11 protein-coding genes are annotated in these 22,923 nt (G+C 50.7%); 3 read left to right on the top strand and 8 right to left on the bottom strand.

Going from position 1 to position 22,923, the window contains the following annotated elements; all coding sequences use genetic code 11:
• Positions 1 to 371: 371 nt before the first annotated feature.
• The 7 genes from C7H79_RS07095 to guaB form a co-directional block, all read right to left on the bottom strand.
• Positions 372 to 3,539 carry a UvrD-helicase domain-containing protein gene (locus tag C7H79_RS07095; protein WP_106706596.1) on the bottom strand — a complete coding sequence of 1,056 codons (3,168 nt, stop codon included), beginning with the start codon at positions 3,537 to 3,539 and terminating at the stop codon, positions 372 to 374.
• Positions 3,539 to 6,277 carry a PD-(D/E)XK nuclease family protein gene (locus C7H79_RS07100; protein ID WP_106706597.1) on the bottom strand — a complete coding sequence of 913 codons (2,739 nt, stop codon included), beginning with the start codon at positions 6,275 to 6,277 and terminating at the stop codon, positions 3,539 to 3,541. Before C7H79_RS07100 ends, C7H79_RS07095 begins: the two co-directional genes overlap by 1 nt.
• A 13-nt stretch (positions 6,278 to 6,290) precedes the next feature.
• Positions 6,291 to 9,509 (bottom strand): helicase-related protein, encoded by a 3,219-nt coding sequence (locus C7H79_RS07105; protein ID WP_106706598.1) that lies wholly within the window; start codon positions 9,507 to 9,509, stop codon positions 6,291 to 6,293.
• Positions 9,502 to 11,331, bottom strand: a complete 1,830-nt coding sequence (locus tag C7H79_RS07110; RefSeq protein ID WP_106706599.1) for a phospholipase D family protein — start codon at positions 11,329 to 11,331, stop codon at positions 9,502 to 9,504. The genes C7H79_RS07105 and C7H79_RS07110 overlap by 8 nt, the downstream gene beginning before the upstream one ends.
• Positions 11,325 to 12,554, bottom strand: coding sequence for a DUF6361 family protein (locus tag C7H79_RS07115; RefSeq protein ID WP_106706600.1), 1,230 nt, complete (start codon positions 12,552 to 12,554; stop codon positions 11,325 to 11,327). Before C7H79_RS07115 ends, C7H79_RS07110 begins: the two co-directional genes overlap by 7 nt.
• A gap of 477 nt (positions 12,555 to 13,031) precedes the next feature.
• Entirely contained in the window at positions 13,032 to 14,594 is a 1,563-nt protein-coding gene (guaA, locus tag C7H79_RS07120) for a glutamine-hydrolyzing GMP synthase (protein ID WP_106706601.1), read from the bottom strand.
• Positions 14,595 to 14,606: 12 nt separating this feature from the next.
• On the bottom strand, positions 14,607 to 16,070 hold the full coding sequence (guaB, locus tag C7H79_RS07125; RefSeq protein ID WP_106706602.1) for an IMP dehydrogenase: 1,464 nt from the start codon (positions 16,068 to 16,070) through the stop codon (positions 14,607 to 14,609).
• 171 nt (positions 16,071 to 16,241) lie between these two features.
• Between guaB and C7H79_RS07130 the strand changes: the two genes are divergently transcribed.
• Positions 16,242 to 16,691, top strand: a complete 450-nt coding sequence (locus tag C7H79_RS07130; RefSeq protein WP_106706603.1) for a DUF4124 domain-containing protein — start codon at positions 16,242 to 16,244, stop codon at positions 16,689 to 16,691.
• An 18-nt stretch (positions 16,692 to 16,709) separates the two neighbouring features.
• Entirely contained in the window at positions 16,710 to 18,047 is a 1,338-nt protein-coding gene (locus C7H79_RS07135) for a type IV pilus assembly protein FimV (RefSeq protein ID WP_106706604.1), read from the top strand.
• Between the two features lie 113 nt (positions 18,048 to 18,160).
• Here the strand turns inward: C7H79_RS07135 and C7H79_RS07140 are convergent, their stop codons facing one another.
• Positions 18,161 to 19,246 (bottom strand): TolB family protein, encoded by a 1,086-nt coding sequence (locus C7H79_RS07140; protein ID WP_242447185.1) that lies wholly within the window; start codon positions 19,244 to 19,246, stop codon positions 18,161 to 18,163.
• A gap of 159 nt (positions 19,247 to 19,405) precedes the next feature.
• Here C7H79_RS07140 and C7H79_RS07145 point away from each other — a divergent pair, with 159 nt between their 5' ends.
• Positions 19,406 to 22,795 carry a M20/M25/M40 family metallo-hydrolase gene (locus C7H79_RS07145; protein WP_106706605.1) on the top strand — a complete coding sequence of 1,130 codons (3,390 nt, stop codon included), beginning with the start codon at positions 19,406 to 19,408 and terminating at the stop codon, positions 22,793 to 22,795.
• The last annotated feature ends 128 nt before the right edge of the window (positions 22,796 to 22,923 follow it).

A 22,923-nucleotide genomic window follows, 5' to 3' on the forward strand; every position in this document is an offset into this window, starting at 1 on the left:
GAATCGTCTTTCCGTAGAATACTTCAAAGTATGCAACAAATTCTGCGATTATTGCAGCTCAATTTAATTGAAAAACGTGACCTCATGGCTTTATTGCGTGGGGATCCACTCATAGATGAAAATGCTAACAACTACCAGATAAACTTGGTGTGAAAGTTAACGGGATAGTAGTGATTTCCAATCAGGTCTGCTGTATAGGAACCACTACCCTGTTTTATTTGCGGATCATTCCCTAGCTATCTAGTCCTCTGCGCTGCGCCTACCTGCCAACCCACCCAATCCATAATTAATACTCAGTGTCAGTGGTGCGCTAACAGATAACCGGCGCTTACATCGTCAGATTTCACCCAATCCATAATTAGTACTCAGTGTCAGTGGTGCTGTAACACCACCTCTCCCCTTCTAATCCAGTTAATCCCCATGCCCAATACGTTATGCCCCATGCTCCGCAGCAATGTTGCATAGCATTCCAGTTGTGGCCGGTAATTATTGAATGCCAGTTCCGGTTCATCAACTTGGTCAGACTTGTGCTCAATAATCCAAATGCCACCATCTGTTTCCAGCACCAGGTCGGTGGTCCCGGATACCACGGAACCGTTATCATCAATTCCCAGTAGCGGGAGTTCCCGATGCACCGCCGTGGCTGAAAAGCGATCCGTCATCCAACGCTCGAAGCTCGTAACGCTATTAATAATATTGGACACATCACCGTCACTTATCTCAACACCGGCAATAGTAGATGGCTTCCCACCGAGTTCAGCGTTTACACCAAGCACTTCGAAGCAACGGTGCAGAAAGGTACCGAGCGTCGTACCGGCGAGCTCGATCTCGAGTTCCAACCCTTCGTGGTATCTGATTGACTCCAAAGGTGTCCTGGCTGTCTCCGTGCTTTGGACACTATCGAGTCCCGAAGGCACTACACTGTCCGGGATCAATCCATCCGGAACGACTCCGCGCTGTATCGCCCTGCGACCGATGGTGGCCAACACCACTGGGGTTGTACCGTCACCAACACCAAAATCGTCTGGAAGCTCGGATGCGCCTTCGCCGATCAAACACGGGAAGGACGTATCGCCAACGGTAATTGTCGCGGCTTGAGGCGACACGGTGGTCTCTGCGGCCAGAATCGACCAGTAAGCCAGTCCGTCCTTACCTGCCAAATAGCTCGGCCATTCCAGCACCAGTTTTTCCCGTGCTCTGGTGATGGCGACATAGATCAATCGTCTGGATTCGAGCTCGGTGGCAAGTCCAAGATCTCCCAGGAACTGATCGTCAGACTCGGGGGCGGAAAATTTGGGGGAATACTCAATCTGCGCTTTCTCGATGAGCTCAGACAGATCCTCAAAGGTGCTGTATCCCAGCACCATGTTGGGCAATCTCGGGCTCAGACTCTTATCCATGCCACACACAAAAACCACGGGCCATTCTCGGCCTTTTGAGCTGTGCCAAGTGACCAACTGAATGGCATCTTCATCGATGACACGCGGGTCAGGCTGATTATTCTTATCCTTCTGCTCAACCTTGGCATTCAGCCAGGCCAGGAAGCTTTGAATGCCGGAACCGTGGTAACCGCCACTGGCGAGCGCCTCACGATTGGCATCCATGAATTCGCCAGCCTCCGCCTGCAAACGAAGCAGATTCGCCCGAGACTGGTCGGCGTCCGGCCATACAGACACCACATCAAAGAGACTGAGCGCGGCAAAGGTATCGGCCACCAATGCAAACAGGGTACGGTCTTTGATATTACTTGCCAGCACATCCAGTCGAGCCAATACCGGGTCAACGATCCTTCCATCGATAATCAGCTGTACTAAGGCTGTTTTCAGATCGAGACTGCCTAGTTCGGTGACAGCTAGGTACAACGCTGCATGACGATCCGAGGGGTTGGCGACATAAGCCATTGCCTGACAGGCGAGCTGAACCACACGCGAGGAATACCAACCATCCTCCTGCAGCCTTACGCGAAGTCCCTGGGCTCGCAATACATCAGCATATTCGGCCAACATCTTATGGGTGGGGCAGAGAACCGCGATATCCCCGCCGCGCAGCCTACGACGCTGTTTTGTGCGTCGATCCATAATTGGCTGGGCAGAGTCTTCCAGCAGCGTCTTCAGACGATCGCCAACGGATAGTGCTCTAACCGCGTGTTGCCTCTTTTTGGCCTTTACCGCAAAATCAATCAGTTCGATCGGCTCTTGGGTACTTTCAGCACCCTGTGGTGCCAGTGGAACGTACTCATCGCCGAACAAGCCGGGACCAACCGCATTGATAAAATGCATCAGGTTTGGCTGGGATCGCCAGTTACTGGTTAACGGCTTGGCGACATCCTGGTTTTGACGTATCAGCGCATCGAATAAGCGCGGATCAGCGCCCTGGAATCCCATAATCGCCTGCTTCAAGTCTCCGACTGTGACCGTCGGCACACCGGCGCCTTTCAGTTGCCACAGCAGGGCAAACTGAAGCGGGTTGGTATCTTGAAATTCATCCACGACCAGGCAGTCGATACGCTGCACCAGGGTGTTCAACACATCCGGGCGATTGCGAAGCATTTCCGCCGCCATGGCGATCATATCGCCGTAATCGACCAGCCCGGCTTCACGCTTGGCTTGCGCATAATGAACCAGCACTTCCTGCCCGGCTGCTATGAGGGACTCAATATGCAACACTGCCTGCTCAAGCGGACCCGGGTGCGTTGGCAACGCATCGGCGGCTTCAATAACGGCATCGGCCAAATCATCATAGCCATCGGGTAACTGGCCACTCCGCTTGGATTTACGCAGTGCGCGCAACTCCTTCCACAACTTCCAATCGGCACTCAAAACACCCGCAGTTGAGGCGCTTATCAGATTTCGGTAATCACGTTGGAATTCCTTATACGCCGTTGCGCTATTACCGAACTCTCTGGCCAAATTCTCGGGAAATGCTTCCAGAAGACGGCTTACTACCTGCTGCAATCGCGCAGTCAGTTGTTCGCCATCTCCCGTAATGCCATAGCGTTCTCTGATCCATTTGGAAGCAAACTCTGAGTACGTATCGCTCTCTTCTGACCAACCTGCAGACCGAAGCAGCATAACGATCCTCAGCAGATCATCACGAAAAAGTTCTTCAGCACTCTTTTGTGAATTGAAATCATAGCTGTAGCCAAACTTGAGCAGATTTGACGTGATGACATCCGCTTTTTCGGTTCGCGCCAACGCCAATCGGATGAGCGTGTTTTCTTCATCCTCATTTAGCAGTCGAGGCCTGGGGGATAAGCCTGCGTCGAAGGCAAACTCAGTCAGTAATCTCAAACCGAAACCGTGAATCGTGGAGATATAGGCCTGATCCAATTTCAAGGCATCTTCCAAGCGCCCGAGACTGAGCAGCTTCGCGCGAATGCGTTCACGCAGTTCTGCAGCAGCGGCTTCGGTGAATGTCACCGCCACAATTCGTTCAGGCGCAATGAGCCCTTCCACCACCCAGTCACCTAGCTGCTGTTGAATGGTATAGGTCTTACCAGAGCCTGCCCCGGCAGGAATTATCGTCAATGCTGGCAACATTATTCGGCCTCCCTGGATTCACCGGGAATCGTGAAAAGCGGTATCAGCACGCTGTTATCCAATGAATAAGGCTTAACGCCGGCCTGCTTATCAAAAAACTGTGCATCACCCTCCCGGTTCAGATACAGCCGGCCTTCACTCACTTCCCGTAGCCGCTCTCTGATAAGGTTCATGGCCAAATGGGCCACATCCCCTTCCAGGGCCTCCCAACCGGGGATGGTGCCCGATTCCACGACTAACGCATCAGACAAAGAAGTCTGGTCATTCGTCATGAAGTACACAATGCCGGTGGTGTCCCCTGCCCGCAGCCTGTCCAGTAACAGAACATTGTCTTTGCTCTTGGGACCTCCCGTTTGCAGCATGGTGCGATACAGGTTTGCCTGACTATCGTAACCTTTTTGCATCCGAGGCCTGCGGCTGTTTGCACTGGATCGCTTATAGTCAACCACCAGCAATCGACCATCGGGCAGACCGAGCAAAATATCCGCCTGACCATGAATTGGCAGACCATCGAGCGTACCTTCAAGCCACACCTCTGTACCGAGAATGTCTGCCTTCAAGGTCACCAACACCTCACGCCACGCTAAGGCTGCCTTGTTAATGCTGGATGCCAAATGCTTCCGCTCTACCTGCCATTGCGCGGCGCGGAGGAATGGTGCATGGGTCCTAATGGCAGAATCCAGAAGCGGCTCAATCTGTGAGCCAATAGTCGCCGAATCAGGTATAGGACTAGATACCTGAAAAAGTTCTTCAAAAACCTGGTGGGTCAAGGTGCCCAATAACATGACATTGGGTCGCTCAGGCTCCCAGCCCAAGGGTTCTGCATCGATTCGGCGCAGTAGCCAGGCCAGCCGAGAAACCATCAATGTCTCCAGGGTGCTGGGCGACTCTGGCAGCAGATTTCCCTCTGCGTCTGTCCGCAGCGCGAGCAAATCAACTCCGAACTGGATATCCTCGGCGAGAATCACCCGTGGCATACGGGGTGGCTCGGGCACGATATTCGACAGGAATCGAGCGAGATCACGGTCTGCCGTCACATCCACCTCAAGGATCAGCGATTCCACATCATCGATACCGCTATATAGCTGACTCATGAATACCAGGGATTCTGAAGGTAATTGTGATGCGCCACTGGAATTCCTGCGGGGAATCATAAAGCACACAAAATCAACAACCGCTGCCAACTGGCGCTTAAATCGCGCCCTTCGATCTCGCATCTGATCTGCAGGCGTTGCAAGTGATAATCCCAAGCGTTCCCGTAGAGCGAGCAAATCATCGGAGACAAACACCGAGGAATCTGCACTGGCTACCGGGTAATGGCCTGATACAAAACCGAGCACGATCAGAAAGCGAACTGGCCGCCAGACCTCGTGGGCTTCACGCCATACGGTTATGCCCTCCAGGTTGAAACTAGGCGATTCACCGGTACTGATATTCTTTGGGCTGGATAATCGTCGTAGCGAGGCCCAATGGATTTCCGTCTTACCCACCATCGTCGCGCGCAAATTCTCAGCCATCGCCTTCACGCGATAGACGTGGGACTCGAATTGCTCGCCTCCATCGAGCAAGCTCACAAATACCTGAATAGCTTCCAACAACGTTTCTGGACTCTCATCACCTTCCCGTAAAAGATCCAGCATCTGTCGGTCAGACTGTGTGGCCGTTGGGAATGGTCGTAATCGATAATCGCCATCCATCACCGCCTGAGCCAATTCGGCACCCTTCTCTCTCGACCAAGGCATCAAGGGGGAGGACAGGCAAACGGCCAGTGCCATCGCTGGTGAAGGTTTCTGTCGGCAGTACAAAAAATGAAAAAGCGCTTCACGCCCAAGATCTCTTTGCCAGTGATCCACAGGCAACCCTGAAAGAGGAAGTCCAGCGGCGGAAAAAGCATCGTTGATGGCGAGAGAGTACTCAAAGCTATCAGGCATCAGCAGCCCAATGTCAGATGGTTTTAAACCCAGGTTTTCTGCCAGCATCTGCTGAGCCATGCCGGCCGCAACTTCGGCTTCTTCCAAAGAATCCCTAACGCCCAGCCATTGCACAGTAGTATCCAGCGGTGACTTTTCCTGTGGCGCAGCAAACAGGTGCTGTTGTAAAGTTTGAAGACTGGTCTGTGACGATGTTGGGGATGAATCGAGTAGTAACGATTCCAGAAGACGCATCATTTCAGCATCGCGCTCAATTCCAGCGTCCGCATTCAGCTTATCGATCAACGCCACTTGCCATCGCGTCAACGAGGGGAATCCTTCAATACTGCAAACCGCTAGCTTTCGTATGGCAGTATTCGATGCAGTGGATATCAGTTGTTGTATGGCGAGCAATTCATCAGGCAATAGGCCATCAAGATCATGGAGTAATCGTGCAATATCCTGAACATGCTTACGGGGCCGTTCCGGAACTTGGTCAGAATCTGTTAGAACAACTTCGCTGCCCGCTTCTGTTGCGCTCGTAAGGAGAGAAAGCGCCGCCTCTACTTCAGCTGCCGTTTCTTCGGGCGACACTTCAAAGCTATTTGACCAGAACGCATCGGGCAACTGCTCAAGCGCGTGATGGAATTGCGTTTTCCAATCACTCGCCTGAAGTGCAATTAAATAAGCACTTTTAGCCTGCTCGATCAGTTCCGGCCAGGTACCGACAAGAATTCCCTGACGAGGTGATTGTGTGGCAAGCAGTCGACGAAGCCTGCGGGCAACACTGCCGTCTGGAACCAATATGAAGTGTACTAACTGCTTCATGTGCACATGCCCTCTATTCTTCCCTGTGCGAATGACGCGTAGGATCTTGTGGGTTATCGTTGGATATCGTATCCACCGGAGGTCGAAGCGAAATCAACCAGTTCGAAAAATCCGCCGACTCATGGCTACCGTTTTGACTCAGGCTGAACAGCAGATCTTCCTGGCGCGGCTGACCGAACACCATTCGATAGAGCGCCAACCCCTGTTTCAATCGCTTGAGTTTTCCGACCTCTTTGCTGTACGGGAGCAGCGGGATGCGGCGTTCGATACGAGCAGAACCTTCTTCGAAAATCCAGTACGGTACAAGATCAGAATAGCCTTCGGCTTTACTCTTAGATGCAATCTGGAAAAGTGTCTGCCAAGGATCGCCTCTCTCGTGAGATCCAGATAGCGCATTCAACCCATAGCGTTCCGCAATATTCTTTCTGACTGCGTGCCCCTTATAGCGATGGACCCGCCCCTCCCGTTGCTCCAGGTCAACAGGATTAGACGGCAAATTCCAATGCACTACCGCGTGGCACCAGGTATGAAAATCCAACCCTTCCTGGCCTATTGAGGTCGAAGCGAGGACAAAGGGACGAAACGGCGAGTTAAACGCATCCCGCACCGAATCGGCCCGCACAAGCGCCTGGTTATTGTCATCGCGAATATCGCCGAAGCGGAGCGCAAACCGGCAGCGGGTATTGAAGTCATCAACAACAAATCCATCCCCTGCGGCTTTTATCTCGTCAATGCGAATCTGGGCAGTGCGCAGTGACAGTACTGATTGAATGCATTCAGCAATGCCAGCGACTTGTTCTTCGTGTGAGTGCTCCTGCAAGCCCAACGACTCACGAAGGACATGCACGTACTCATCGAGCACGGACTGGAGGTTGCCATCGACACCGTATTGAAGCGTTAACCGCCAATAGGTGTCCTCGCCAGAACCCCGCAGCATGGCAATCGATTCCGGCATATTAAAAAGCGAACGGAAGCCGGACGCGATTCTTGCGGCGGCTGACAGCAGCTTTCGATCGAACGGATCGAGCTCGGTACCGATACGACGAAGCGCCCGCAATGCGCACACCCCGGGGCCGGCCAAGGCAAGGTCGCATAGCACATCGACAAGATCAGCCGGCTGGGGACCGAGAGGGATATTGCCCTCTGCAACGCTGACCAGCAGATCGATGTGATCTCTGAATCGGGTGCCTGATTCATGGTCTGGCGTAGCGGACCTCCATCCCAGCTCACTTTTGCACCAGTCCAACAGACCATTATGGGAATCGATAAGAATGGGCGCTGCCCAATACCATCGCTCATCGGCCCGGGTCCCTTCCCCGGCTTCAGGCAGGGTTGCGAGCAAATCGTGGCAAACAGCCTTGACCTCGTCCTTCAGCTCTTGAATGTCGAGCGGTTCGCGACCATGACGAAGCGCAATCTCAAGCGGGTCAATCCTGGTAGCCAGGGTTGGTGACGGCAGCAACCAGGCAATGACCGGCATGCCAGTCAGGCGATTATCGCTGGAGGCTACCGCAAACCGCAGCAGCGGCTTGATTTTGTCATACAGTTCACTGTGTGAGACCGGCGTTCCGGCAATCATATGTCGTTCAGCTTCGTACGAGCAGATGGATGCCACAGCGTCTGGAACGGCGCTCCATGAGGAAAAAACAAGCGCCTTGGTCAAGCTATCCTTTTCACGGTATGCGCCACCAGGCTCGACATACGGCATAGACGGTGGCATCCACAAGAGCTGCCACATGCCTTTATCAATCGTGTCCTCGAACAGTAAGCGCATCCTCGGATTGGCTGGGTCGAGAGCCTGGTAGTCTTCAAATGTATCCTTCGTCAGCAACTGTCCATTTGCCGATAAAAGTGCCTTTCGAAGCGCATCCGACGGCGTATTCAACTGGGCATCCATTTTATGCCTCAGCTCATAATGTTTTAAAAAGTTGATCAGATACGGCGCTGACTTCCAATATTCGATGGGCTCCCCGGCCTTGACACAGACTGCCACCGCGTCAACCGTCGCCGCATGCTGAAGATCCGCCGGCTTAAGAGGCGCAGCCCGTTCAATTTCGCTCAGCATCGAGTTGTGGTCTCGGGTCGTGGCGACCCGCTCCGTTCGACACATTACTTTCAGGAGAGCCTGTTCAAGTTCGGCCTTCTTCCCCGGAGGGCATACCGCGCCATTGACGCAGGCGTGTAGCGTCGTTCGATGGTCTGACAAGAGACCTTTGACCGCGTCGACTTTGCCTGCGTTATTGAACAGGAAATTCAGCGTCCGGATGAAATCGGGATAGTGATCGTCCTCGTCAGTCTCCTGGTCGAGGGTGAACATCTTGTAGGACGTGGCGGAAAGCAGAAGAACGCGAACGTCGGGATGTTCAAAGAGTGCCGTCGCCAACATGGAGGCTTCGTCGTCGCCGTCCAGCAAGTGCTTGAATCGTTGAAACTCATCGAGTATAACCAGGTCGGGCTCAAGTGCGGAAAGGCACACGGATGCTAGTTTACTTCTGAGCCTTCCGATCAGATTGTAGCGCAGCTCCGAATCCTCGCAGGGAATTCTGCTGTAGTCGCGATACCGGGCAAAGCGTTCGCAGCCCTCCTTCAAGTCTCCATAGAGTTCGGTATCTTCACGGACGGCCCGCCGGAACGCCTTGGAAAGATCGGAATCCAGATCTTCGGCGGGAAGGTTTTTGGCTTTGGCTCGCCAGTTTTTCTTACCCGCTGTCGCCTGAAGAACATTAAGCAGGCCGACGCGCAACCGTCGCCGTCGCTCACTCTGCGCCAGAGGCAAGTCACACAACATCCGATAAAGGATGGCCCGTTCGTTGGCATGTCCCCCTCGGCTACGGGCATGATCGAATGCGGTGCCAGGGGTCAAGCTGATGAAGTTCACCTTGTTCTTGCGCAGGGACCGCACCTGTTTGGGCAGGTAGGTCAGCCGCGTGGGGATTGAAAAATCTTTTCTGCCACTGACGTTGAGCCGATTGACGTTCTGGGTCGCAATGGCAGCATTGGAGCAGATATAGATCACATCGATCCGCTCTACGTCATCTTGAAGATGCTCCAGGGTCTTGGCGATGATGCCTCGAGCAACAAGCGTTTTTCCGAGACCTACTTCATCGGCGATCAGGAAACGGGACGTCGGGTCATCACCATAGAGCCGCTTAAAGACGTACTCCACGGTCGTTTTTTGGAAGTCTTTTAACCCAGTCAGTGCAGGCGCTGATAGAAAACGATTGCTAGGCATCGCGCGGCCCGGTCGTAGACTCAGAAACAGCCGATTCAAAAACCGTCCAAAGATTTAAAAAGTCTTCAGGGACAATGGCATTCTGGCTTCCCTGCGACAGATCACGAACCAACCCCGAGATTTCCGACAGCCTTTCTGGGTGGCGGCTGTAGGTGCGGGTGAGTTCTTCCAGCAACGGAATGTCCTCACCTGCGGCCAACCGGGCCAGCCATTTTGCCCACCCAGCGCCACTGCCAGCTTCAAGTCCGGATGCCGTATCATCGCCCAGCAAGAGCAACAGGTAACGAATGAACCCGTCCTGATTGCTGATCACAGTTTGCAAGATGGCGGAGTCGCGTTCCTCAGGAATGCCCGTAACGGGAAGATTCAGCACAAACCGGGCCGTCACATCCGGATGATGGGTCTTCAACTCAAAGGCAATGAGACCGATCACGGAAGAAGCAGAAAACTCTCCAAGCTTGATTCGATCATGTGAATCATTGCCGGAAATGTTCACCGAGAAATCTCGAGTGACGGTTATCGGCCATGCAGAAGCACCTAAGATCCCATCAAGGGATGGAATTTTTCCGGTCAGCAGCAGAGCCCACAAGCCCTCTTTAGATCCGGGGCTACACGTTATAGACAGCGCGGCTTCAGACAGCCGGGATCGCGCCCGCTCGACACAGTCTTCCGCTTCCTTGCGTACCTCATCGATCACCGATTCCTTGCTTGAGTCGAAATCGACTAGATATTCACCCAGGCCGTCAGCGCCTAGAAGCTCGTCGATGCCGCCAACTTTGCTCTTCTTGCCAACTAACCCAACCAGAATCTCGATATTCTTCGCCGCGTTAAGCGCTGCATTGGTCGCATTCGCGGAACCCATAATCACATGGGTATAGTCGGAGTAATATCGGGTCTCGAATAGATAGACCTTCGCATGAAGACCGGTCGCAAGCGGATGCTCTGCGGTATTGTCTTCCTCGCCATCCTCGGTTTCCGCCGCCTCATCCAACTGCAGGCAATGCGTGAAGAGTGCCAGCGTCTCCGGCTTCAAGCCGGATAATGATTCCGGCCGCGAGATGAGCGCATCCGCGGCCCTGGATTGCTTCGCTAATGTTTGTAAAACCTGGTCTGAGCAAAAGGGCGAAATGACAGCCATCCGATTCGCCTCGGGAGGCTCCCAATCAAACCCCTGCGTTCCCGGAAGATAGAAGGCCAGCTCATCAAAACCGTCGGGAAGTTCCCATTGTACCCGGTGAAGTGCCTCTGCGAATCGGAGCGCTTGCTCCACTCTCCCTGCTTCTGTTGATCCACTGGCGAGATCAGGCAGCATGTTGAAGAAATGCGCCAGCGGTTTATTCAATTTTGACTTTCGGCCCGCAATCAACCCTTCGAGCTGAAGCGACAGATCCCAGGATTGATCGGTGGTCATATTCCTGGTGAGCACGACCAGGCGATACATTGCGCTGCTTTGATCCGGGCTGACAAAACGAATTGCCCAAACCTTTGGGTGAAAGACACCGCCGCCAGGGGCCGTTACCTCAACAACCATGTCCTCCAGAAAACCAAACAGAGGGTTTGGCTTGGCTATCTGGGGGACTTGAATCCGTCCTCGTTGAACATAGACCGTTATGCGTTTCGAGTACCTGCGGATGGCCTCAAGCACAGCTAGCGGATCAGGATCTGTTTGACCGTCCGCCGACATGAGCGCCAGGTAGACAGGGGCCTCAAGCAGTAACGCAGGGTCCATTGAAAAGGTGGTCGCAACGGCCTCGTCGAAAATCATTCCCGGCGGAGGGGTCAATGCCGAGGTATAGAGGCTTCGGGAATTCGGATTCAGCATACCTGCTCCCGATTAATACCCTGGTACAAATCGTTCAAAAGCACCTTCACATTCGGCCAGCGGTAGACGAGTCTGCCGACCCCGGAGTACCCCCCCCACTGCTCCAGCGCTCTCTGGTTTCTGAACCGGGAGCGTGTGCCTTTGAGTTTCATCTCCCTTCTTTTGATCAGGTTCAGGGCCTCCGCATTAGAAAGGAGGTCTTTGGGGGATTTCCGGGTATGGTCGATCCACTGCTGAACAAACGATCGCGTTTGCGGTGTGACGCTGTGACTGTGATCGATGGTCAACTCCCAGAGGCGGCTAACTGACCACGCACGAACATCCTCCAGGGGAAAACTTGCGGTCCATTCATCGAAACTCGCCTGATGCTCCGCCACAAGATCGTCATGGTTTCGAAGTCTGGCGAGCTGGACGTTATACGAGAGTGAAGCCCCATGCATCACCTCGGAGAAGAGCCGTGCATGAGTCAGGAGCTCTTTGTGTTGATCGGAAAAGCTAGCGTAATCCGAATGTGACCATGGGGCATGAGTGTCGGCAGGTTCGCAGTGCATCACCAGGAAAGAGAGTAGGCTGTTGGGGCAAGCAACCTGGATACGATCCCGGATAAATTCAGCTTCTTCCCGAGATAAAGCGAAATCGATCTTTGATGGAAATTCTTCCGGCGGCTCCGGCAATCGAGGATGCCAACTGAGCGTAGCCATTCTTAGCTCTTGATCGACATCGTCTCCTCTCGCCCTGGCGTCTTTTTCTAGCGCCTTCAGGGTATGCCGACGACGATAGGCTTCGTCGATGCGTCTATGATATTCATCCTGCGAAAAGGGCGTCAGGCGTATTCCCCAGACGCCGAGACCGGCCCAGTAGACTGAGCTGGGCAAACGTTTGAGACTCTTCCCTGCGGTTTTTCCGAATACACCTGCCATATCATCGGAATCCATCAATGGCTGAACCAAGCCTCTCTCCAGCAGGTCAGCCTGGATGGCGAAGTTCTCCGCAGGCAATCGTTTTTCTTCCAGGGAATGATAAATCCATGGCACGAAAAGCATATAGCGCAGCCGCGTCTGGATTGTACTGGTGCCGGGAAATAGCCGGTCGGCGAAACTATCCCGTACCGAGCCAAGCCCGAGCTCGTCACGGCTTTCCTTTTCCTGGAAAAGAGAAAGAATGCGAAGTGTGCGTTCTCTCGCTTTTGAGTCGTGGTCAATCCAGGCCAGAACAGATGACATACTTCAGATGCCTCTCCATGAGTGCGACAAAGAATCTTTAAACTTGATCGCCCAACCGCAGGTGGTCGTCAATCCTTTATCGGTGTAAACAAGCAATGCGATGCATTCCTTCGTCAAAAGCATTCATCTACCTCCCTGATGGTTATATATTATATATATGTGCCACAAACTCATCATTGTAAATAGCGGCATAAAAATATACCACTGAAGCGTACTAGATCACGCGGCGATCGGGAAAAGATAGTGTACCAGCCCAATGCCTATAAACTGATGCGTTTACTATCAAGTGGAAGGCAAGAAGGATGTACTCAGTGGAACTCTATGTAAAGATTCGACGTGCTGTCAATGCCGGACCAAAAATCATGGTATGGTATTTCTTTGAAGCCGTGGTATTAGGTCGGACAATACCATCAAACATACCATTAAAAAAATCTGCTTGGTGATGCTAGAGAGTGCCTGTCAGTGCCAGACGTCGAATCATTCCCATTCGATTGTCGCCGGCGGTTTTCCTGAAATATCATAAACGACGCGGTTGATGCCGCGGATTTCGTTGATGATGCGACTGGAAACCTTGCTGAGTAAAGAGTACGGCAACTCTGCCCAATTCGCAGTCATAAAGTCCTGGGTTTGCACGGCACGGAGCGCGATGACGTATTCGTAAGTGCGGCCATCTCCCATTACACCGACAGATTTGACCGGCAGAAAGACTGCAAAGGCTTGTGAGGTTTTCTCGTACCAACCAGAACGCTGCAGTTCTTCGATAAAGATTTGATCAGCGTGTCTGAGCAGTTCGGCATACTCGTATTTGACTTCTCCCAGAATACGCACACCCAATCCAGGCCCTGGAAATGGATGACGGAATACCATCTCGCGCGGCAAACCCAATACCAATCCAAGCTCTCGCACTTCATCTTTAAACAATTCCCGCAACGGCTCAAGCAGCTTGAGATGTAGTGTTTCCGGCAAGCCGCCGACATTGTGATGTGATTTGATCGTATGCGCCTTCTTATTTTTGCCACCAGCAGACTCGATCACGTCGGGATAAATCGTGCCCTGCGCAAGCCACTTGACATCGTTTATTTTTGCCGATTCGCGCTGAAATACCTCGATGAATTCGCGTCCAATGATCTTGCGCTTGTTTTCCGGGTCGGAAATACCGGTGAGACTACGATAGAAATCACGGCTGGCATCGACATGAATCACTTTAACCGCCAGATTACCCGCGAAAGTATCCATCACCTGTCTGGCTTCATTGGCACGCAGCAGACCATTGTCTACAAATACGCACGTTAATTGATCGCCAATGGCGCGATGTATCAACGCCGCTGCCACCGATGAATCGACACCTCCGGACAATCCCAGAATTACCTGATCACTGCCGATTGTAGTGCGGATTCTGCTAATCGCTTCCTCGACATAATCCGGCATGTTCCAATCACGCCCCAAGCCACAAATGTCGTGCACAAATCGATCGATCGTAGCTTTTCCTTGCAGTGTATGCGTGACTTCGGGATGAAATTGGATACCATAGAACCGACGCTTGTCGTCCGCCATGGCGGCAATAGGCGTAGCAGCGTTGTATGCCATAACTTCAAATCCTTGAGGCAGTGCAATCACAGCATCACCATGGCTCATCCATACATCCAGAATGTTGTTTCCATCCACACTGGCACGATCTTTAACATCACGAAACAATGCGCCATGCTGAGTCGTTTGAATTTCTGCATAACCAAATTCGCGCACGGCGGCATTTTCAACCATACCGCCTAACTGTGCCGCCATGGTTTGCATTCCATAACAGATACCCAGCACCGGCACACCTAGTTCAAATACAATTTGCGGCGCACGTGGCGTTTCCATTTCTGTTACCGATGCAGGTCCACCGGAAAGAATGACACCCTTGGGTGCAAAAGCCTTAATAAAAGCCTCATCGACATCATACGGATGCAATTCGCAATAAACATTCGTTTCGCGAATACGACGGGCAATCAGTTGTGTATATTGAGAACCAAAGTCCAGAATCAGGATTTTTTGATGCATTATGATGAGTCGTTATTTAACGTGATAATTGGGTGCTTCTTTAGTGATCTGAACATCGTGCACGTGGGATTCGTGTATACCGGCTGAGGTAATTTCAACAAATTCTGCGTTGTTGTGTATCGCTGCTATCGATTCACACCCCAGATACCCCATGCTCGAACGCACCCCTCCCATTAACTGATGAATAACCGCAGAAACACTGCCTTTGAACGGAACACGCCCTTCCACACCCTCTGGAACCAGCTTGTCACTATTTTTGTGCTCCTGTTCCTGGAAGTAACGATCGCTGGAGCCCTGCTGCATGGCCGAAAGCGAGCCCATGCCGCGATAGCTTTTATAAGAACGGCCTTGAAATAATTCAATTTCTCCCGGTGCTTCCGCAGTTCCGGCAAACAATCCCCCAAGCATTACTGAATTTGCACCAGCTGCCAGCGCCTTGGCAATATCACCCGAATAGCGAATCCCACCATCGGCAATCATCGGCACGCCACACCCCTTTAATGCCTCGGATACGTTATGAATAGCAGTTATTTGGGGAATGCCAACTCCTGCGACAATACGTGTGGTGCAAATGGAGCCAGGACCAATACCTACTTTCACTGCATCCGCTCCATGGTCAACCATCGCTCTGGCAGCTGCTGCTGTCGCCACATTGCCACCGATTACCTGAATCGACGGCAGATTTTTTTTGACCCAGGCAATGCGATCCAGAACACTCTGGGAGTGACCATGTGCGGTATCAACCACAATCACATCCACACCTGCATCCGCCAGTGCTATTGCACGTTCTTCACTACCCTCTCCAACGCCAATGGCTGCGCCGACACGCAACTGTTCCTGTTCATCCTTACTGGCGAGCGGATATTCCGAAGTTTTGATAATGTCCTTGACCGTAATCAATCCGCATAATTCAAACTTATCATTAACCACTAAAACACGTTCCAGGCGGTGTTTATGTAGCAATTCCAACACTGCTTCGCGCGTAGTATCCTCCTTAACCGTCACCAGGCGGTTTTTCGGTGTCATGATGTGTTTGATGGCTTGATCGAGGTTAGTTTCAAAGCGCAGATCCCGGTTGGTAACGATCCCGACCACTTTCTTGCCATTCACTACCGGCAATCCGGATATTTTGTGCCGACGTATCAGTTCAAGCACCTCACGCACGGTCATATCCTGATGAATCGTAATAGGATCTTTGACTACACCACTTTCAAACCGCTTGACTTGAGCTACATGTGCAGCCTGAGCCTCGATAGACATATTTTTGTGAATAATGCCGATGCCGCCTTCTTGCGCTAAAGCAATAGCTAATGGCGCCTCCGTCACAGTATCCATGGCTGCGGATATGAGTGGAATATTTAAGCTAATGGTGCGGGTCAATTGTGTCGCCAAACTGACGTCACGCGGCAGAACCGTCGAATGGGCCGGAATCAAGAGAACATCATCAAAGGTGAGCGCTTTTTGAGTCAATTGCATAATGACAATCCTTTGCAAAGCGACATTATAGCCAAATTCGCCAACAATTTTCGTGCCAATTCAACTTAGAATACAGCATATTTCTAGTTAATATGTTTTAATGCATAAAATCTTAAGTTGCCTGAATACAAGACCGATGTATTTCGGATCTATTTCTTTCTGGAGCATGCAATGAGAATTTTTGTATTCACTGTGATCGTGTTGTTATTGAACACTGTCGTCAATGCGAAAATATACAAATGGGTTGATGAAACCGGCAAAACACATTACACCGATCAACCGCCTCCTCCTCATGTACATATAAAAGAACAACAATTGAATATCCATACGGCACCGGCTAGCGGAAGCCTGCAAGATAGCCAATCGAACACTCTTTCAGATGAGCGAGAAGAATTTGAAAAGCGCAGAAAGCAAAGACAAGAGAACGAAGCTAAAGGTCAGGCACAAGCTGAAATAAACAAAAAAAAATGCACGGAAGCCAAGACTCAGCTTAGAATGTACGTCGATTCGCCTCGCTTAACGATTCCGGACGGTAGTGGTGGAATTGTCTATGTGGATGATGACTTGCGCCAAAGAAAAATTGATGACGCGAACAAAGCAATTGCCACACTCTGTAAATAATCAATATTCTTAAACTAAATGGTTGCAATCATTGGCAAATTAATCACTGTCATTCTTTTCTTTCTAACAGGTACTTCAGTTTCGGCTGAAGTACCTGTTTCATATTCTGAGTCAGAAAGCATTTCGTCTAACCGGATTGATGCTTCCAGACAAGAAAATACAAGACAAGGAATGCCATGGCAAATCCGGCCTGGCGAGGATATTTTACAGATTGCACGTCTGATATATCCCGAGAATGCCGCTGCTCGGGATACTCTCATCCGCGCCATCATTCAGACTAACTCGGAGCATTTTCCTGATGGCATTTATCAACCCATTCCCATCGGAACAACTATTCATATCCCGGATTTAAGAACGATCAACGCCTATGCAAAACCTGCCACTCAATCACGACAACCCAAATCCGCAAAAGATTCAGCTACACGTAAACCGCAAGAAACAACTACAAGATCAATTAAATCAGAGTCAAAAAATCATCAATTGTCCCTCAAGCTGATTGGACAATTAGAACAGATTGCTGATAGCGAAGCCATTCAACTCAATCAGCTTACAATAAATATTGCGTCGATAGAAACACACATTGCTTCATTACAATCACTACTATTATCGCAAGCTTCAATCGCACAGGAGAAACAAGTCGAGCATGTTGAGGTTATTCCGGATACCGAATTAAAGCCTCGCACCGATTCAATGATTCAACCCGAGAACAAGGCACATCAGAATATTGACACCGTTGCTATAGCAGAAAACCTTATATTACAGTCAATTGATAATTCAGCAACTCCGAATGAATTCACGGCAGACTCAATTGACGTAGCCTTATTCTCAGACACAACCTTCCTCGTTGGAATTATTCTGACTTTAATGGTTGTTTTTATGATGTTACGCAATCATAAGAAAATCAAAGAAAGATTAGCAGGACCTGTAGACGAATTATTTACTGTCGAACGCCATCGCTATGAAGCAGTTTTATTGCACCACAATGATAAAACCACTCAATTTGCAGATAATAATTCGTCTGATCCGCCTGACCTTTCTGACCAGGCAGCATCCGCAGCGCACACATTAATCGAACAGGAAAACCCTGACGCTGCCATTGAGTTGCTGCAAAGGCAACTGGCAATAAATCAACGTGATGTACCTACTTGGCTGATGCTTTTTGAATTATTGTACAAATCAAACAATAAACGAGATTTCAAAAAGAACGCCCGACGCTTTAAGCGAATGAGAAAATTTCCTGATATATGGCAGCAAATTCAGAGTCTTGGACATAAACTTGAACCTAATGAATCGCTTTATTTTGACGAACTAAAACGCAAAGAAAAGTTTTTCTCTGACACATCGGAATCGATCTAGAAATATTTATATAGCTATAGCTTCAGACACAGTGAGAAATCTGTAAGGGCAATATCTAAAGATTCTAAAGATTTCTCACTGTGTTTCAGACATCAATATAACTCCAGCAGTGACTATTTCAACGAAAGACTCTCCAGTGCTTTTGCGTGATTCCATTTACCATGAAACAAAAGACCCTTTTTATCCGGTGTGCGATCACTCGTCCAAGTGATACTGTTGCCATCGGGAGTAAATACCGGCAAACCGTCAAAACCTTCCTTATCGGTCACACGAACGGGCTCTTTTTGCCCATCCACATCGACGATATATAATTCAAAATTGCGATGTCCGTGCAAATTAGTCGCAAAAATAATGTATTTTCCGGAAGGATGGTAGAAAGGTGCCCATGACATCACATTCAAACGCGTGATCTGTTTTTGATCGGTTCCATCGATATTCATGGTGAAGATTTCCGCTTCGCGACCACCGTCCGAAAAACGCCGCCATACGATTCTTTTACCATCAGGGCTGAAGAATGGGCCGCCGTCGTAACTTGTGGTGTGCGTCAGTCGCTTAACATTGGAGCCATCGGCGGCCATGATGTAAATATCGATCATAGAGGCCGGATTGGCTTTGAATAATGCGGCCTCTTCATCGGACAATTCGCCGCTATAAGCACGGCGATTGGATGCGAACGCGATCAACTTGCCATCGGGAGACCATGAAGCTTCTGCATCGTAACCCAACGTTTTGGTGAGATTCCTGATATTGCCACCAGAAAAATCGGTCTCGTAAATATCGTAAAATTCATCGTAATCCCAGGAATAAGACCGCTGCTCACCAGATTTACGTCGCTCAATCTCCGCAACCATCTTGGCCTTGGCTTCCTTATCCTCATGAGTGGACGAGAACAATACTTTTTCCTGTGCCGGATGAACCCACGCACACGTGGTTTTGCCAGTGCCTGGAGACACCTGCTGCACGGCACCATCGTTAATATTCTTCAGAAAGATCTGATAGAACGGATTATCATCCGCCACTTCCGCCTGATAAATCATCCATTTCGCATCCGCCCGGTAATACGCTTCTCCGGCTCTTTTCTCTTTGACGGACAATTGATGTTCGTCGGTGATAAAATCAGTTGCATTGACGCTGGTTGCTGTTAGAAAAACCAGCGGCAGCAGAAAGCCGCAGGATGTTATTTGTAAAAAATTTCTCATAGAATTAAAAACACCTAGTAACCAGATAAATAAAAAGCATTTAAACATAGGCTCAAAAGGAAAGTAAACACTCAATGTAATAGAATGCAATGAGTGATAACGCAGCTTTTTTATCAAAACACTCGAATTTATAATCTATCCAATCGATTAAAATAAAAAATGCAAAAATTAATTAACTTTGGTGTGGCATGCATTTTTATCATCGGTCACATGTTTTACAGCATGGTTCCATCCGCCAGTGCTTCAACCTTCCATCACCAGATGGAAATCCAACTATGGCCGGATACTTCGGAAATCCGCGTTAAGGACCTAATTCAAATCCCTGATTGGGTACGCAATGCAAAAGAACCAGTACAACTTGAGTTCTTTCTGCACGCCGGTTTAACGATTACGAATATAGAAGATGCTGCAATCGAGGCGGATAAGAACGAAGTAGCCTTAAAAGCCAGATCGATTTCGATTCGGCGTTACACGGTGACTTTGCCGCCTAACCAGCATGCATTCAAGCTGCAGTTCAGCGGCAAGATCCACCATGCAGTACATGGACCGGGGCGGGAATACTCTCGCAGTTTCGGTTCAACACCGGGAATGATTTCACCGGAAGGCGTGTTTCTGGCTAATTCCAGCGTGTGGTACCCGCAGTTTGGCGATGCGTTGGTGTCGTTCCAACTGGATATCCAAGTACCGTCCGATTGGGATGTAGTGAGTCAGGGCACGTTACTGCGCGAGAACCGAACAAGTGCAACGCAACAACACGTCGTTTGGGAGGAAAAGCAGCCGCAGGATGATATTTATCTCGTTGCGGGGCGGTATCAGCGTTACACGCAATCCGCCGGCGCGGTAAATGCCCTTGTTTATTTGCGCAGCAGTGATCCGGCACTGGCACAGAAGTATCTGGACGCAACGGCACAATACATTGCGATGTACAACAAGCTGATCGGCCCTTATCCGTACAGTAAATTCGCGCTGGTCGAAAATTTCTGGGAAAGTGGTTACGGCATGCCATCGTTTACGCTGCTCGGCCCCAGAGTGATTCGTTTCCCATTTATTTTGCATTCCTCTTATCCACATGAAATCCTGCACAATTATTGGGGAAATGGCGTGTTTGTCGATTATGCCCGAGGCAATTGGGCGGAAGGATTGACTGCTTATCTGGCCGATCATCTGGTCAACGAGCAACGTGGCAAAGGCGACGAATATCGACGCGACGTGCTGCAGAAATACGCGGACTTCGTCAGCAAGGAGAAAGATTTCCCGATCATCCGTTTCATATCGCGCCATAGCGCCAGCTCAGAAGCCATCGGTTACGGCAAGACCATGATGTTTTTCCACATGCTGCGCCAGGAATTGGGTGACGAGGCTTTCACCCGCGTGCTGCGGCAGTTTTATAAGCAGTTCAAATTCAAGCAGGCGACGTTTGCGGATTTGCTCGCGGCATTTAATACAACCACCGGCCAGGATTTTTCGCAGCAGTTTGAACAATGGGTGCATCGAGCTGGCGCACCTGACCTAGTGCTGCGAAATGCCGAGACCGAGCGCACGGCGCAAGGATTTAAGCTCACCCTCACCGTCGAGCAAACCCAGCCGGGTGATCTTTACCGTTTGAGAGTACCCATTTCCGTTACGCTGGAGGGTGAAGATATGGCTTTGGAATCGCAAATCAGCGTCGATCGGCGCACGCAAACTATCGAGATGGATTTTTCCAATCGCCCGATACACATCGACCTTGACCCGCATTTCGATGTTTTCAGGCGCTTGGATAGCCGCGAGATTCCATCCGCCTTGTCGCAAGGTTTTGGCGCGGAAAAGCCGTTACTGATTTTGCCTTCACGGGAGAATCAAACTGTTTTGGCAGCGTATCGTGATTTGGCCATGAACTGGCAAAAAACTCAATCGAGTCCACTGGAAATCATCACCGACGATCAACTGCAGACTTTACCCGCAGATCGCACCATCTGGATCATGGGGTGGCAGAATAAATTCGCCGATGCGGTTACCAAGACCCTTGCAGATCGAGGCGTTGCCTATCAGCACAAGCAATTGCAACTGAATCAGAAAAACTATCCACAGACTGATCATGCCGTCGTGTTGACCACCCGGCAACCGTCCAATCCGGACAAAACGCTGTTATGGGCTGCGGCTGACAATCCCAAAGCGATTGCAGAGCTCGCCAATAAATTGCCGCACTACCGCAAATACAGCTATCTGGTATTCAAAGGCGACGAATTGACCAATATCGACAAGGGACAATGGCCGATCACGCAATCACCGCTCACGCAGTGGATCAAACAAAAAGACAGTCATCCTGTCGACAGATTGCACACCGGCATTACCAAGCCGCGTCGTGCACTGGCAGAACTACCACCGGCTTTCTCTGAAAGCCGCATGATGGAAGATATTACGCATTTGGCCAGCGATTTGTTCAAAGGACGTGAACTGGGCACCCCGGAACTGGATACCGTCGCCGCGTATATTGCCAAGCATTTTCAACAAATCGGCTTAATACCTGGCGGAGACGGTAACAGTTATTTCCAAACCTGGCGTCAGGATGTCGGCGCCCCCAAAGGCAATGTTTCCATGCGGAATGTAATCGGCATCCTGCCCGGCACCAACCCGCAACTTGCCGGGCAGAGTCTGGTCATTGGCGCGCATTACGATCATCTCGGCATGGGCTGGCCGGATGTACGCGCCGCGCATCAGGGGAAAATTCATTATGGCGCCGACGATAATGCCAGCGGCATTGCTGTGATGCTGGAACTGGCGCGCCAAATCGCACCAAAATGGCAACCGGAACGTACCGTCATATTTGTCGCGTTCACCGGCGAAGAAGCCAATCTATTGGGTTCCAGGCACTACATTGGCAACAGCAAAGATTACCCTACCGATAAAATCATCGCGATGCTTAATTTGGATACTGTTGGACGACTTGAAAATAATCCGGTCACAGTATTTGGCACCGGTACCGCCCGTGAATTGGTGCATATCTTCCGTGGCGCAGGCTTTGTCACCGGTATCCCGGTCAACGCGGTGCAAGATGATTTCGGTTCCAGCGATCAGACCGCGTTCATCCAGGCCGGTATTCCCGCAGTACAATTCTTTGCCAGCGCACACGAAGACTTCCACGCTCCTGGCGACACCGCCGATAAAATAGACTCCGCCGGATTGGTCAAAATCGCCGCGATTCTCAAGGAAGCCACCGAATACCTAGCCAACCGCATCGAACCGCTCACCGTCACGCTGCCAACGCAAGCAGCACAAACCGAACTCACCGGCTCACGAGAAAAACGCACCGCCAGCCTCGGCACCATACCTGATTTCTCGTACACAGGCAGGGGCGTGCGCGTAGACAACGTCAACCTCGACTCCCCGGCGCAACAGGCACAGTTACTACCAGGTGATATCCTAATTCAACTGGCCGGGCAACCCATCAGTGATTTGGCAGCTTACGCTAATATCTTGCGAACGCTCAAAGCCGGAGAGAAAACTGAATTGAAATTTCAGCGAAATGGTGAAGTGAATACAGTTGAGGTTGTGCTGGTTGAACGTTAATGACGCTTGATTCGATCTTCGGTTCTGTCGCAAAGTTTGTAAGCGTCCAACGCCACCATCTAACATCTTTTAATGCGCTCAATTATCCTCAAACATTTTTTGAGAGGATAACCCATGGCATTACCGAC

This window comes from Nitrosomonas supralitoralis (assembly GCF_003011925.2).
Taxonomy (GTDB): Bacteria; Pseudomonadota; Gammaproteobacteria; order Burkholderiales; family Nitrosomonadaceae; genus Nitrosomonas; species Nitrosomonas supralitoralis.

Coding starts and splice junctions, on each gene's coding strand:
- guaB (WP_106706602.1), bottom strand. CDS start 16,070: ATGCAATTGACTCAAAAAGCGCTCACCTTTGATGATGTTCTCTTGATT.
- C7H79_RS07145 (WP_106706605.1), top strand. CDS start 19,406: ATGCAAAAATTAATTAACTTTGGTGTGGCATGCATTTTTATCATCGGT.
- guaA (WP_106706601.1), bottom strand. CDS start 14,594: ATGCATCAAAAAATCCTGATTCTGGACTTTGGTTCTCAATATACACAA.
- C7H79_RS07095 (WP_106706596.1), bottom strand. CDS start 3,539: ATGTTGCCAGCATTGACGATAATTCCTGCCGGGGCAGGCTCTGGTAAG.
- C7H79_RS07135 (WP_106706604.1), top strand. CDS start 16,710: ATGGTTGCAATCATTGGCAAATTAATCACTGTCATTCTTTTCTTTCTA.
- C7H79_RS07100 (WP_106706597.1), bottom strand. CDS start 6,277: ATGAAGCAGTTAGTACACTTCATATTGGTTCCAGACGGCAGTGTTGCC.
- C7H79_RS07115 (WP_106706600.1), bottom strand. CDS start 12,554: ATGTCATCTGTTCTGGCCTGGATTGACCACGACTCAAAAGCGAGAGAA.
- C7H79_RS07105 (WP_106706598.1), bottom strand. CDS start 9,509: ATGCCTAGCAATCGTTTTCTATCAGCGCCTGCACTGACTGGGTTAAAA.
- C7H79_RS07140 (WP_242447185.1), bottom strand. CDS start 19,246: ATGAGAAATTTTTTACAAATAACATCCTGCGGCTTTCTGCTGCCGCTG.
- C7H79_RS07110 (WP_106706599.1), bottom strand. CDS start 11,331: ATGCTGAATCCGAATTCCCGAAGCCTCTATACCTCGGCATTGACCCCT.
- C7H79_RS07130 (WP_106706603.1), top strand. CDS start 16,242: ATGAGAATTTTTGTATTCACTGTGATCGTGTTGTTATTGAACACTGTC.